This is a genomic window from Nocardia sp. NPDC050408, from assembly GCF_044458905.1.
Lineage (GTDB): Bacteria > Actinomycetota > Actinomycetes > Mycobacteriales > Mycobacteriaceae > Nocardia.
In genome coordinates, this window is record NZ_JBITIL010000017.1 from 53,973 (window position 1) to 66,078 (window position 12,106).

Annotated in this window: 12 protein-coding genes; 8 read left to right on the forward strand and 4 right to left on the reverse strand. The window is 66.7% G+C overall.

The annotated features are described in order from the left end of the window. From ACIBJI_RS33540 to nudC, 3 genes are all read left to right on the forward strand, one after another. Positions 1 to 1,056: PD-(D/E)XK nuclease family protein (locus tag ACIBJI_RS33540; protein WP_397087276.1), on the forward strand; the 1,056-nt coding region annotated here is incomplete at its 5' end. Positions 1,057 to 1,192: 136 nt separating this feature from the next. Continuing rightward, positions 1,193 to 2,248 carry a potassium channel family protein gene (locus ACIBJI_RS33545; RefSeq protein ID WP_364356786.1) on the forward strand — a complete coding sequence of 352 codons (1,056 nt, stop codon included), beginning with the start codon at positions 1,193 to 1,195 and terminating at the stop codon, positions 2,246 to 2,248. Positions 2,249 to 2,271: 23 nt separating this feature from the next. Beyond that, positions 2,272 to 3,174, forward strand: coding sequence for an NAD(+) diphosphatase (gene nudC, locus ACIBJI_RS33550; protein WP_396958730.1), 903 nt, complete (start codon positions 2,272 to 2,274; stop codon positions 3,172 to 3,174). A gap of 61 nt (positions 3,175 to 3,235) precedes the next feature. Here the strand turns inward: nudC and ACIBJI_RS33555 are convergent, their stop codons facing one another. After that, complete coding sequence (locus tag ACIBJI_RS33555) at positions 3,236 to 3,466, reverse strand: mycoredoxin (protein WP_364356912.1); 231 nt, start codon at positions 3,464 to 3,466, stop codon at positions 3,236 to 3,238. Positions 3,467 to 3,583: 117 nt separating this feature from the next. Here ACIBJI_RS33555 and ACIBJI_RS33560 point away from each other — a divergent pair, with 117 nt between their 5' ends. The 5 genes from ACIBJI_RS33560 (at position 3,584) to ACIBJI_RS33580 (ending at position 8,074) form a co-directional block, all read left to right on the forward strand. Then, positions 3,584 to 4,006, forward strand: a complete 423-nt coding sequence (locus ACIBJI_RS33560) for a hypothetical protein (protein ID WP_364356780.1) — start codon at positions 3,584 to 3,586, stop codon at positions 4,004 to 4,006. Next, the gene (locus ACIBJI_RS33565) at positions 4,003 to 4,449 is read left to right on the forward strand and encodes an EVE domain-containing protein (RefSeq protein ID WP_364356777.1); all 447 of its coding nucleotides are present in this window, start codon (positions 4,003 to 4,005) and stop codon (positions 4,447 to 4,449) included. The genes ACIBJI_RS33560 and ACIBJI_RS33565 overlap by 4 nt, the downstream gene beginning before the upstream one ends. Beyond that, a complete protein-coding gene (locus ACIBJI_RS33570; RefSeq protein ID WP_364356774.1) occupies positions 4,442 to 4,900 on the forward strand; it encodes a MarR family transcriptional regulator in 459 nt (152 codons plus the stop codon). The genes ACIBJI_RS33565 and ACIBJI_RS33570 overlap by 8 nt, the downstream gene beginning before the upstream one ends. A gap of 83 nt (positions 4,901 to 4,983) precedes the next feature. Beyond that, a complete protein-coding gene (locus ACIBJI_RS33575) occupies positions 4,984 to 7,158 on the forward strand; it encodes an ATP-dependent DNA helicase UvrD2 (RefSeq protein ID WP_364356771.1) in 2,175 nt (724 codons plus the stop codon). A 595-nt stretch (positions 7,159 to 7,753) separates the two neighbouring features. Further along, entirely contained in the window at positions 7,754 to 8,074 is a 321-nt protein-coding gene (locus ACIBJI_RS33580) for a WhiB family transcriptional regulator (protein ID WP_396958728.1), read from the forward strand. Positions 8,075 to 8,214: 140 nt separating this feature from the next. Here the strand turns inward: ACIBJI_RS33580 and ACIBJI_RS33585 are convergent, their stop codons facing one another. The 3 genes from ACIBJI_RS33585 to ACIBJI_RS33595 form a co-directional block, all read right to left on the reverse strand. Then, positions 8,215 to 9,567, reverse strand: a complete 1,353-nt coding sequence (locus ACIBJI_RS33585) for an ABC1 kinase family protein (RefSeq protein ID WP_396958727.1) — start codon at positions 9,565 to 9,567, stop codon at positions 8,215 to 8,217. A gap of 75 nt (positions 9,568 to 9,642) precedes the next feature. Beyond that, entirely contained in the window at positions 9,643 to 10,506 is an 864-nt protein-coding gene (locus ACIBJI_RS33590; protein WP_396958726.1) for a hypothetical protein, read from the reverse strand. A gap of 88 nt (positions 10,507 to 10,594) precedes the next feature. Further along, positions 10,595 to 12,004, reverse strand: a complete 1,410-nt coding sequence (locus ACIBJI_RS33595) for a zinc-dependent metalloprotease (RefSeq protein ID WP_397087278.1) — start codon at positions 12,002 to 12,004, stop codon at positions 10,595 to 10,597. Positions 12,005 to 12,106 lie beyond the last annotated feature (102 nt).

Sequence of the window (12,106 nt, forward strand, 5' to 3'; positions counted from 1 at the left end):
CCGCCGTCAGACGGCTTCGCGCGGACGCTCGACGACTTCGAGCCGCCGTCAGACGGCTTCGCGCGGACGCTCGACGACTTCGAGCCGCCGTCAGACGGCTTCGCGCGGACGCTCGACGACTTCGAGCCGCCGTCAGACAGCTTTGCACCGCCCTTCGACGACTTCGAGCCGCCGTCAGACAGCTTTGCACCGCCCTTCGACGACTTCGAGCCGCCGTCAGACGGCTTCGCGCCGCCGTTCGACAACTTCGAGCCCCCCCCGGACGAGTTCGGCTCGCCGACCTCCGAACCCGCACCGCCGCACGACCATTCCGCCGACCACGCGCCCGATCCCGCCGATCCCGACGGCTGGTCCGCCGACGTCGACGCCCTCCTCGCCGAATTCGAAGCCGACCAAGCCATCGCCCAGGAAGTCGAACTCCCCGGCCAGATCGCCGCAACCGCCCTCGTCGAAATGCGCGCCGACCCAACCCAACTCGCCGCTCGCCTGCGCCGCCCACTGCCCTTCCCGCCGAATCCACTGGCCCGCCGCGGCACCGCATTCCACGCCTGGGTGCAGCGCTGGTTCGCCGCCGACCGGCTGCTCGGCTTCGATGAACTTCCCGGCGCGGCCGACAACACTGCCGCCGACGCGGGCCTGGACACCGAGCTGGTCACCATGCAGGAGTCCTTCCTCAACTCGCCATGGGCCCATCGCAGCCCGCTCGAAGTGGAGATCCCCTTCGAAACCTCGATCGCTGGCACGGTCATCCGGGGCCGGATGGACGCGGTCTTCGCCGAACCCGGCGGCGGCTGGATCGTGGTCGACTGGAAAACCGGTGCCGAACCCGCAACCGCCGACGAGCCGGCGGTCGCCATGCAGCTGGCCGTCTACCGACTGGCCTGGGCCAGGCTTATGGCGGCGCGCGACCACGGCACCGAAGCGGAAATGCTCCAACGGATCGGCGCCGCATTCCATTACGTGCGCACCGGACGCACCATCGCGCCCGCCGAACTTCCCGGCCCGGACGAACTGGCCGAGCTGATCCGGAATGCGGCGCCGACGCCCCCGGAATGATCGGAGAGATTCACCAACCGTTCGCGTCGGGGTCAGGCGTGGCTGCCGGGACCCGGTAGGCTGCCGTGCGTGCCGGAGGGACAAGCAACGCCGGAGACGGCCGAGGCCGTGGCGAGTACAGGGGCGGGTGCCTGCGGTGTTCGGTGATCGCGCACGCAGTGTCGGACTGTCGAGTCGTCCGGATTTCGCGCTGGTCGGGGTGCTGCGTATTCCCGAAATCCAGAACAGCCCATGGGCTTCGCTGGTGCGCCGGGTGCTCTTCGCTATCGGCTTGCTGTTCGCCGCGGCGCTGGTGGTGTATTTCGGTCGCGCTGGGTACCACGACAATTCCGGTGACGAGCTGTCGTTCCTCGACGCCTTCTACTACGCGACGGTATCGCTGTCGACCACTGGTTACGGCGATATCGCGCCGGTGACCGCCGAGGCCAGGCTGGCCAATATCGTCATCATCACGCCGCTACGCGTGCTCTTCCTCATCGTGCTCGTCGGTACCACTATCGGCGTGCTCACCGAGCGCTCCCGGCAGGCATTCAAGATCCAGCGTTGGAGGCGCAGCGTGCGTAATCACACCGTGGTCGTCGGATACGGGACGAAGGGCCGCACCGCGATCGACGCCATGCTCGGCGACGGCGTACAGCCCGCCGATATCGTCGTGGTCGATACCGATGCGGTCGCGCTGGAGGGCGCGGCGAATGCGGGTCTGGTGACGGTGCACGGTTCGGCCACCCAATCCGATGTGCTCCGGTTGGCCGGTGTGCAGCGGGCCGCCTCGGTCGTGGTCGCCGCCAACCGGGACGACACCGCCGTCCTGGTGAGTCTCACGGCGCGCGAACTCAATAGGAGCGCCAAGATCGTGGTCGCCATCCGGGAGGCCGAGAACACCCACTTGCTGCGCCAGTCCGGTGCGGATTCGGTGGTCGTCTCCTCCGAGACCGCGGGCCGGTTGCTCGGCATCGCCACCACCACCCCGACCGTGGTGGAGATGATCGAGGATCTGCTGACCCCCGAACAGGGCTTCGCGGTCGCCGAACGCGATGTGGAACCGTCGGAGGTCGGCGGCTCCCCGCGCCATCTCGGCGATATCGTGCTCGGCGTGGTGCGCGGCGGTGAGTTGATCCGGGTCGGCGAGGCCGAGGTGGACGCGCTGGAAGCGACCGACAAGCTGCTCTACATCCGGCACGCAGGCCGGTAATACCGGCGCGATAGTCTCGGACCGTGGCCTCTGGATTTCAGCTCAATGGTGTTCCACTGCTTTCGCGTTCAGTGCTCGACCGGGCCGAGGAGATCCGGGCCGACGAACAGACGCTGAAGGAGGGCTGGGCCGAGGCCGAGTTGCTCCGTATCAACAAGCGCGGGCAGTTCCGCTTCGACGACGGTGCGCTGGTACTGGAACCGGCGATCGAACTGTCTGCCGAGCCGAATCCGGCCGCGGTGTTCCTCGGCATCCACGGCGGCAAACACGTGTGGGCCGTGCGTGATGCCGAACTGCAGGGCACGCTGACCGATCTGCGTGCCATGGCGGGCGGTCTCGACGATCTCACCGCCGACTTGCTCACCTCTGCCATGGCCCTGCTGAACTGGCATGACAAGGCCGGATTCAATGCCGCCGACGGCACGGCATCCACTGCGACCAAGGGCGGTTGGTCGCGGGTCACCGAGAACGGCCATGAGGAGTTCCCTCGGATCGATCCGGCCGTCATCTGCCTGATCCACGACGGCGGCGAGCGGGTTCTGCTGGCCCGCCAGCACACCTGGCCGAAGACGCTGTTCTCGCTGCTCGCCGGATTCGTGGAGGCAGGGGAGTCGTTGGAGCGATGCGTCGAGCGCGAGATGCGCGAGGAAGTCGGACTCGACGTGCGCGATATCACCTACCTGGGCAGTCAGCCGTGGCCGTTCCCGCGCTCGCTCATGCTTGGCTTCGCCGCCATCGCCGATCCCGATCAGCCGCTGATTTTTTCGGATGGCGAGATCGCCGAGGCCTACTGGTTCACTCGGGCCGAGGTGCGCGAGGCGCTGGCCGTCGGTGACTGGTCCGCCCAGAACCAGGGCGCACGGTTACTGCTGCCGGGCTCGATTTCCATCGCACGCACGATCGTGGAGTCCTGGGCCGCGCTCTGATCGAAGACATACGAAAGCTCCGTGCGGGCTACACGGTCCGCACGGAACGATCGCAGCCTGATCAGGCCAGCGCGGCCAATGCCTGTTTGACCGCGGCCAGCGACGGATTCGTCGCCGTTGACCCATCCGCGAACTTCACCGTCGGCACCACATGGTTGCCGCCGTTCACACTGCCGACGAATTCGGCCGATGCGGGATCGTCTTCGATATCGATCTCGACATAGCTGATGCCGGACTCGTCCAACTGCTTCTTCAGCCGTCGGCAGTAGCCGCACCAGGTGGTCGAGTACATCGTCAGAGCGGGAGTCACGTCAGTCACGGACGGTTCAACATTTGACGGCCTGATCCTGTTCCACCGGACTCAGAAACCGGGCTTGCACAGGGTTTAGTAAGCGCGCATACTAAATTCATGACAACGATCGCCACCGCACAGGCCACGTCGACCGCGGCGCCCGCCGCCTTCTTCGCCAAGTGGGCGGATATGGCCACCTGGCCGGAATGGAACAACGACACCGAATGGGTCCGTCTGGACGGGCCGTTCGCGCAGGGTGCCACCGGCGCTTTGAAGCCGAAGGGCGGTCCCAAGGTGCCGTTCATCGTCGAGCGGCTTTCCGAGAGCGAGTTCGTCGATGTCTCCAAGCTCATCGGCGCCCGCCTGATCTTCGACCACCAGGTCGCCACCGGCCCCGCGCGAACAACGGTGACGGTGACCGTCTCGATCGAGGGACCGCTGAGCTGGTTCTGGACCAAGGTGATGGGCGCGGACATCGCCGAATCGGTGGAGCCCGATCTGCGTGCGCTCGTCGCCGCAGCGGAGGCGGTGCTCGTATGAAGTACTGGCTGGGGGTGGTCTCCCGGGAACATGTGCGCCGCGGTGTCGAACTCGGCATCGCCCAGGTCAACCATGGCAAGCGGACGCCGCTCGAACGCATGCGTCCCGGCGATGGGTTCCTCTATTACTCGCCGCGCGAGGGTATGCGCAGCGGTGCGCAGATCCGATCCTTCACCGCTATCGGCACCATCGACGACCGGCCGGTCTGGCAGGCGGATCCGCAGGATGGTGGCTGCTTCCAGCCGTGGCGGCGCGCGGTGCACTATCGGACCGATGCTCGCGAGGCTCCCATCGACGAACTGCGCGGTGAACTGGATCTCACGAGTGCGCCGAATTGGGGAATGGTGCTGCGCCGTGGACTGGTCGAACTGACCGCGCACGATTTCGCCGTGATCGCACAGGCGATGATCGACGAACCAGTGGTCAAGGAGGCAGATGAGTGAGGACCGAGGCCTGCGCAGCCGATTCGCCGAGGCGGACGAAAGTCCCGGCCTCTTGCTCTGGCAGGTGACCAACCGGTGGCAGGCCGCTCAGCGCGCGGCCCTCGCTTCCTACGACCTCACCCACGTGCAGTTCGTCCTACTGGCCGCGCTGACCTACCTCGCCGCGGGACGCGACGAACCGGTCATGCAACGCGATCTGGCCGCCCACGCCGCCACCGACCCGATGATGACCTCCCAGGTGTTGCGCGCACTCGAGCAGAAGGGGCTGCTCGAGCGACGTGACCATCCGCACGACCGCAGGGCCAAGGCCCTCGTACCCACCGAAGCCGGTGTGGCACTGGCGAATCGGGCGATAATCGCGGTCGAGAACTGTGACCACGAATTCTTCGCCCCGCTCGACGGCGATACGAGCGCGTTCGCCAGTGCACTGCGTCGCCTACGCGATCGCTAGCCGCGCGACCGAGCCCGCGAAACGGCGGAGTCCGATCCGGACCGGATCCCTTGCGCGACCACTTGTCGGCGGGCACTGCCATGATGTGTGTCGTGTCGGCAACCAGTACGAGCGAGCCCACCCGCCCGGAGTTGGACTCGCTGGACCCCGAACAAGCCGCGGCCGTCCGCGCGCCCCGGGGCCCGGTCTGTGTGCTCGCCGGTGCCGGTACCGGCAAAACCAGAACCATCACCCACCGCATCGCGCATCTGGTTTCCGCCGGACACGTCAAGGCCGACCAGGTGCTCGCGGTGACATTCACCGCGCGCGCGGCGGGGGAGATGCGCAACCGTCTGCGTGCGCTCGGTCTCGGCGGCGAGGCCAATCAGGTGCAGGCGCGCACCTTTCACGCGGCCGCGCTACGCCAGCTCAAATACTTCTGGCCGCAGATCGTCGGCGATGTGCCGTGGCAGTTGCTCGATCGCAAATTTCCGGTCGTTGCACAGGCCGCGCATCAGGCCGGATTGTCCTCGCACACCGAAGCCGTGCGCGATCTGCTCACCGAAATCGAATGGGCGAAGGCCACTCTCATCGCACCGGAAGACTATCCGGCGGCCGTGGCCAAACACCGCCGCGAGCCGCCGTATGACCCGATGCGGGTCGCGGCCGCCTACAGCGGCTACGAGAAGTTGAAGGCAACACCGGACGGACTACTGCTCGACTTCGACGATCTGCTGCTGCACACCGCCGCCGCGCTGGAGGACTACGCGTCGGTGGCCGACGAATTCCGCGGGCGCTACCGCAGTTTCGTGGTCGACGAGTATCAGGACGTCACGCCATTGCAGCAGCGGGTGCTCGACGCCTGGCTCGGCGACCGCGACGATTTGACCGTGGTCGGCGACGCGAATCAGACGATCTACTCCTTCACCGGTGCTACCCCGAGTTATCTGCTCGACTTCTCCCGCCGCTTTCCCGAGGCGACGGTGGTCCGGCTGGAACGCGACTATCGCTCGACGCCGCAGGTGGTCTCACTGGCCAACCGGGTGATCGGCGCCGCGCGCGGTCGCATCGCGGGCACCCGGCTGCAACTGGTCGGCCAGCGCGACGACGGCCCGGAACCGGTATTCGCCGAATTCGACGACGGTCCGGCCGAGGCTCATGCGGTCGCGCGGTCTATCAAGAAACTGGTCGCCGCGGGCACGCCCCCTGCCGAGATCGCGGTGCTCTATCGGATCAACGCGCAGTCCGAGGCCTATGAACAGGCGCTGACCGAACTCGGCATTCCCTACCAGGTCCGCGGTGGCGAGGGGTTTTTCGCCCGAAATGAGGTCAGGCAAGCCATATCCGCACTGCGCCAGGTAGCCGCTCGCGAGGATCTACCCGACCAGTCCCGCAGTGGTAAGGCCTTGGTTACCTTGGTGCGCGCCGCACTCGCGCCCGTCGGACTTACCGCAACCGAACCCGCGGGAGCCCAGGCGCGTGAGCGTTGGGAATCGTTGATGGCGCTGGTGCGCCTGACCGAAGAGTTGGTCGACCACGAGGACGCACTCGACCTGATCGGCTTGCTGCGCGAGTTGGCAGCACGCGCCGAGGCCAGGCACCCGCCCACCGTCCAGGGCGTAACCCTCGCATCGTTGCATGCGGCGAAGGGCTTGGAGTGGGATGCGGTATTCCTGGTCGGCGTCGCCGACGGCACGCTGCCGATCGCGCATGTGCTCGGCGACGACGGCTCGGTTGCCGATCAGGCGGCGCTCGAAGAGGAACGGCGACTGCTCTACGTGGGCGTGACCAGGGCACGCGAGTATCTGCAATTGTCCTGGGCGCTCTCGCGCGGCGGGGGCAGTAGGCGCACGCGCCGGCGCTCGCGATTCCTCAACGGCCTGGTGCCCGACGACTCGCCGGCCTCGCGAATCGCCGCACCTGTTGCCGACAGTGCCTCGAATGGTGCGCGCCCGACCTGTCGGGTATGTGCCAAACCGTTGATCGGCACCTACGCCACTATGCTCGGCCGCTGCCGCCGTTGCCCGGCCGAACTGGACGCCGAGCTACTCGCGGCGCTACAGGCGTGGCGCGAGGAGAAAGCGCAGGATCTGCGGGTGCGCGAGTTCGTGATCTTCACCGACACGACACTCACCGCGATCGCCGAGCAACTGCCCGCCGATGACAACGCACTCGCCGCCATACCCGGAATCGGGGCGAAGAAGCTCGAGCAGTACGGGGCCGAGGTGTTGTCGATAGTGGCATCACGGCTGCGGTCAAGCCCACAAAACCGCAGGTAGAAAATAGGTTGTCGCAATGAGCGGCAACACATATGGTGGGATTCACGCACCGGGAGGTCATCTCGGCGCGCAGAGTTACCGACACGAGTACAGGAGGGAGGCAGACCGATGAATGGCAATACGAACTTCAGCGCCACTGGCGTTGCGGTGAATGCTGCGCCCGTCATGTCGGCCTCCCGGGGGATCCTCGCTGCTTTGCAGGGGATCGGTCTGTCCGGTGTCGGCGTATTCGGGGATCAAGGCAAAGCCATGAGCATGCATTCCCCGAGTCGCGTCGTCATTCAGGACAAGCCCAGCGCGGGCTGGCACCCGGCCTCTGCCATTACGGCAGAAGCTGGCGTCTTCGCAGCTGAGGCCGGATATGCACCGGCAGATCTGCGGGCAGCACGCCTCCGCCGCACCGCACACCCAGCGACCGTGATCAGGATTCGACAGAGATGTCGAACTAGGTAGGGAACACCCCCCGACCTCCTGGCCACGGATCGCCCGAAGCGAAACCGTGGCCAGTATTTTTTACCGGCCCTTCAGCCACCACCGGCCTCGGTTTCGCGGAACGAACGAACGTACCGCTGCAAACGAGCTGAAGGAGAACGACGTGTTCACCGCAGAGAGGCCACAAGCCACTACTGACGTGACATGCCGAACCGTGGCACGGCCCACCCGCCCCCGGGAGGTCACAAAGGTCCTGCCTTGTCGAGCCGGAGACCCCGATCTCTGGTTCGCCGAGAGCCCGGTCCAGTTGGAGCAGGCCAAGGCGCTGTGTGCGTCCTGCCCGATCCGAAAGGGCTGCCTGACCGCAGCCATGGATCGGGGCGAGCCGTGGGGTGTCTGGGGCGGTGAGATCTTCGACCAGGGTGTCGTGATCGCCCGCAAGCGCCCGCGTGGACGTCCACGCAAGGTCGCGATCTCGGCATGAGATCTGTGATTCCCCTCCCTCCGGTCGCTGAGGCCTATCCGGTTACGGGCAGGGCCCAGGAACGAGAAAGCAAACAAGCCGCTCACCGTAAGATCCGGTGGGCGGCTCGTTTGCGTTCTCGGCCAATCTCTTTCGAGTTTTCAGCTAGCGGAGCGCTCCTCGCGGAAGCCCGGCATCCAGGCCCGCACCAGTTGCATGAACGGCAGTTCCGCATCGAGCTGGGCCAGGATGCCGACCGAACCGCCGAGCACACGGAAGATCATCACGTACTGCGCGGGCAACTGCAGTGCCCGCGCGGTTTTCATATCCGGACTGCCGATCTCGGAGGCCTTACCTGCCACCCGCTGCATCCACTTGCGGGTGAAGTGGAACGAATCGGTCTGGATCGGGTCGGTGAACGGCCGCAGGTAGTCGGCGATTTCCTTATCGGTAACGGTCCGCCCCGGAATCACCCACCCGCTGTCGTACATGAGCTCGACCAATTCATCGAAGCGTTCGTCCAGTTCGAGGGCCAGCATCCGGCCGAGGACCTCCGGGAACCCGTCCGGCATGGGCGCGCAGGCGCCGAAATCGATGACGGCCAGTTTGCCGTCGGGCAGCATCATGAAGTTGCCGGGATGCGGATCGGCGTGCAGCAGACCGACGGTCTCCGGCGAGGAGAAGTGGAATTTGCCCATCAGTCCGGCGACCCGGTTGCGCAGCGCACGCGTGCCCTCCGGATCTTCGACCCCCTGCTTGATGATCTGTGAGACCGGGATGCCGTTCAGCCATTCGGTCACGATCACCTTCGGCGCGCTGGCCACCACCTTCGGCACCACGATCTCCGGATGTCCGTCGAAGGCCTTGGCGAAGGCGCGCTGATTGGCGGCCTCGTTGCGGTAGTCGAGTTCCTCCTCGGTGCGATCGGTGATCTCGGCCAGCAGCGGCTTCACATCCGCGCCCGGGATCACCGAGGCGATCAGACCGGTCATCCGCGACAGTGTCTTGAGGTCGGCGCGCAGCGCCTCGTCGGCGCCCGGATACTGCACCTTCACCGCGACGGCCCGGCCGTCCGACCACACCGCCTTGTGCACCTGGCCGATGCTCGCCGATGCGGCCGGGGTGTCGTCGAAGGATTTGAATCGCTGCCGCCACTGGGTGCCGAGCTGCTGGTCCAGGACCCGGTGTACGGTCTCGGCGGGCATCGGCGGCGCGGCGGCCTGCAGTTTGGTGAGTGCCTCGCGGTAGTGTTCGCCGAATTCCTCGGGTACCGCGGCCTCCATGACGCTCAGCGCCTGACCGAACTTCATCGCGCCACCCTTGAGCTCACCGAGCACGGTGAACAACTGCTCGGCGGCCTTCTGGTTCAACTGGGCGTTGATCTCCCCCTTATCGCCACCGGCCAGCTTCTTACCGAACCCGACGGCGGCTCGTCCGGCGATACCCAGCGGAATCTTGGCTAACTTGGCATTGCGGGACGAGCGACGGCGCACGATCTCAGACACGTAACCCATCATGGCGGACAGACCCGTGCGATCGCCACGACAATCTTGATGTCTTTGCTTGGCGGCCTGTAAGAATTGACACTCTCATCCGGCGGGAGCAGCGAAAATACGGCGGCATCCGCAGCCGTCGTGCTGCGGCCATTCCCGGCGCGAGATCCGGTGCGTATCGAGTTCGAGTTCGATCGTGGCGTTCATCGTGTCGAGCTGACGCTCGGGAGAACAGAGCATGATCGCCTCGAGTTCGCCGAGCAGCAATGCCGCCGTCGCCAGGATTCCGGCCGGTGAGGCGTGCCCGACCCGGCCGAGCAATTGGCTCGCCAACTGCGGCCACTCCGGGTCGTACTCGCAGCGGGTCAGATCGAGACAGCGCAGGCAGCTCGTCAGACCGGGAAACACCAGCGGCCCGACCACGCCCTTGCCGTCGCGAATGCGCACCTGCAGATGTGGAATCCCGTGCAGCACCAGCTCATTGGCCAGGCGCGGTTCGATGACGAGCGCATCGGCCAGCACCACGAGCTCACCGTGCCAATCCAGCACCGAATCGTCGGGGCGGTAACCGCGCGAGCGGATCGGCCGCAGCCCGAGCCGCCGTAACCCGGCCGCGACCGCATCCGATAGCGGCCCGAGCCCGTGCACCCGCACCGAACGCACCCGCCCCAACCGCGGATCCGGATGCAGCAGCAGGCCCGCGTCATCGATGCGATTCAGCAGCTCCGTTGCGTCCGCGGGTTCGATCCCACATTCCTCGGCCCGCCAGATGACCTGCGGGCGACTGTGCATACCGTCCAGCAGCCGCAGGAATGCCAGCACGGTGTCGGTATCCAATGCGGTCCGATCCAGTAGCAGCGCACGCTCTGGATCCCACCCCAATTGCACGACCCCGGACGACCGAACCAATACGGTCACCCGCGGCGCCAGCATCGGCCCGCCCATCCGCCTCGTCGTCATGGCAGCAGTATGCGGATGGGGCTATCGACGATTCAGCGCGAATCCTGCGGTAGTCCACAGGAATTCGCGTTTATCAACAGGACACCTCTCAGGACGCGTCGGTGTCCTTGCCGAGGTCCGGCCCGGATTCGCCGTCACCCTTGGCGGCCTCGCGTTCGGCCTTTTCGCGTGCCTCGGTTTCGGCCAACTGGGCCAGTGGATCGTCGAAGGCGTCCACGCCGCCGCCGATCACCGAATCGATGAAGCCCGCGGGGGAGTCCAGATCATCGGAGTTCGGCAGCAGATCCGGATGCGCCCAGACGGCGTCCCTGGCGTCGATCCCCGCATCGGCGGTGAGCCGCCGCCACAGCGCCGCCGCCTCGCGCAGCTTGCGGGGCCGCAGCTCGAGTCCGACCAGCGTCGCGAAGGTCTGCTCGGCCGGACCACCGGTGGCGCGGCGGCGGATCAGCGTTTCGGCGAGTGCACCGGCACCCGGTAGGCGGTCACCGATCGCCTCGGTGACCACGACCTGCACCCAGCCCTCGATCAGGGCGAGCAGCGTTTCCAGCCGCTCCAGGGCCTGCTTCTGTTCCGGGGTGGTCTGCGGTTCGAACGTGCCCTGGGACAGGATCTCCTCGAGTTTCGAGGGATCGGTCAGCGACATCGGGTCGATATTCTGGGCCGCCGACTCCAGTGCGGAGAAGTCCATCTTGATGCCGCGCGCATAGTCCTCGACCGCGCCGAGCACCTGCTGACGCAGCCACGGCACATGTCCGAACAGGCGCTGGTGGGCGGCTTCGCGGGCCGCGAGAAAGACCAGGATCTCGCTTTCGGGCTGCTCGAGTCCGGCGCTGAACTCCGAGATTGCCGCTGGCAGCAGCGCGGCGGTGCCGGTCGGGCCGAGCGGCAGCCCGATATCGGTGGAGGTCAGCACCTCCTTGGCGAGTTGGCCGAGCGCCTGCCCGAGCTGCGAGCCGAAGGCGAGCCCGCCCATCTGCCCGAGCATGCCGACCATCGGACCGGCGAATTCGCGTGCCTCCTCCGGCAACTGCGCGGTCCACATGCCGGAGATCTGTTCGGCCACCGGATCGCACAACCGCTTCCAGGTCGGCAGCGTTTCCTCGATCCAGTCGTTGGCGGTCCAGGCCGCGGTTCTGCTGGCGCCCGCGGGCAGCGTGGTAGCGCCGTCGAGCCACAGTTCGGCCAGATGCGCGGCATCGGCAACGGCCTTGACCGTGCTATCGGAGACCGGCGTCATACTCGCCCCGAGCTGCTGACGGGCCAACCGCTTGGCGACGTCGTAGTTGACCGGGCCGGATTGCGCCGAACTGGGCTGGCCCATCCCGCTGAGCATCTGGCCGAGTGACGTGAGCATCTGGCCGAGCTGGGCCGGATCGAAACCGCCCGCGCCCGCCCCGCCGAGGCCGAACGGATCGTTCGCCCCGGCACCGCTCGGCTCGTCGCCGCGCCTGCGGTCGTCGTCATCGCGGTTCGAGAATCCGAAGGGGAGGTCACTCATACTGCAAACCTTACGCGCGCGGTGTAGGGGGTCGATGTTCGCGCGGCGCGAAATCTCCGGCACGCGTACGCCGGTAAATACGCGCCTCGCACGACCGGGCGC

Bases quoted from the DNA above. Each gene is read 5' to 3' on its own strand.
- ACIBJI_RS33590 (WP_396958726.1), bottom strand. From the start codon at position 10,506: ATGACGACGAGGCGGATGGGCGGGCCGATGCTGGCGCCGCGGGTGACC.
- ACIBJI_RS33585 (WP_396958727.1), bottom strand. From the start codon at position 9,567: ATGGGTTACGTGTCTGAGATCGTGCGCCGTCGCTCGTCCCGCAATGCC.
- ACIBJI_RS33560 (WP_364356780.1), top strand. From the start codon at position 3,584: ATGACAACGATCGCCACCGCACAGGCCACGTCGACCGCGGCGCCCGCC.
- ACIBJI_RS33555 (WP_364356912.1), bottom strand. From the start codon at position 3,466: ATGTACTCGACCACCTGGTGCGGCTACTGCCGACGGCTGAAGAAGCAG.
- ACIBJI_RS33565 (WP_364356777.1), top strand. From the start codon at position 4,003: ATGAAGTACTGGCTGGGGGTGGTCTCCCGGGAACATGTGCGCCGCGGT.
- ACIBJI_RS33570 (WP_364356774.1), top strand. From the start codon at position 4,442: ATGAGTGAGGACCGAGGCCTGCGCAGCCGATTCGCCGAGGCGGACGAA.
- ACIBJI_RS33595 (WP_397087278.1), bottom strand. From the start codon at position 12,004: ATGAGTGACCTCCCCTTCGGATTCTCGAACCGCGATGACGACGACCGC.
- ACIBJI_RS33575 (WP_364356771.1), top strand. From the start codon at position 4,984: ATGTGTGTCGTGTCGGCAACCAGTACGAGCGAGCCCACCCGCCCGGAG.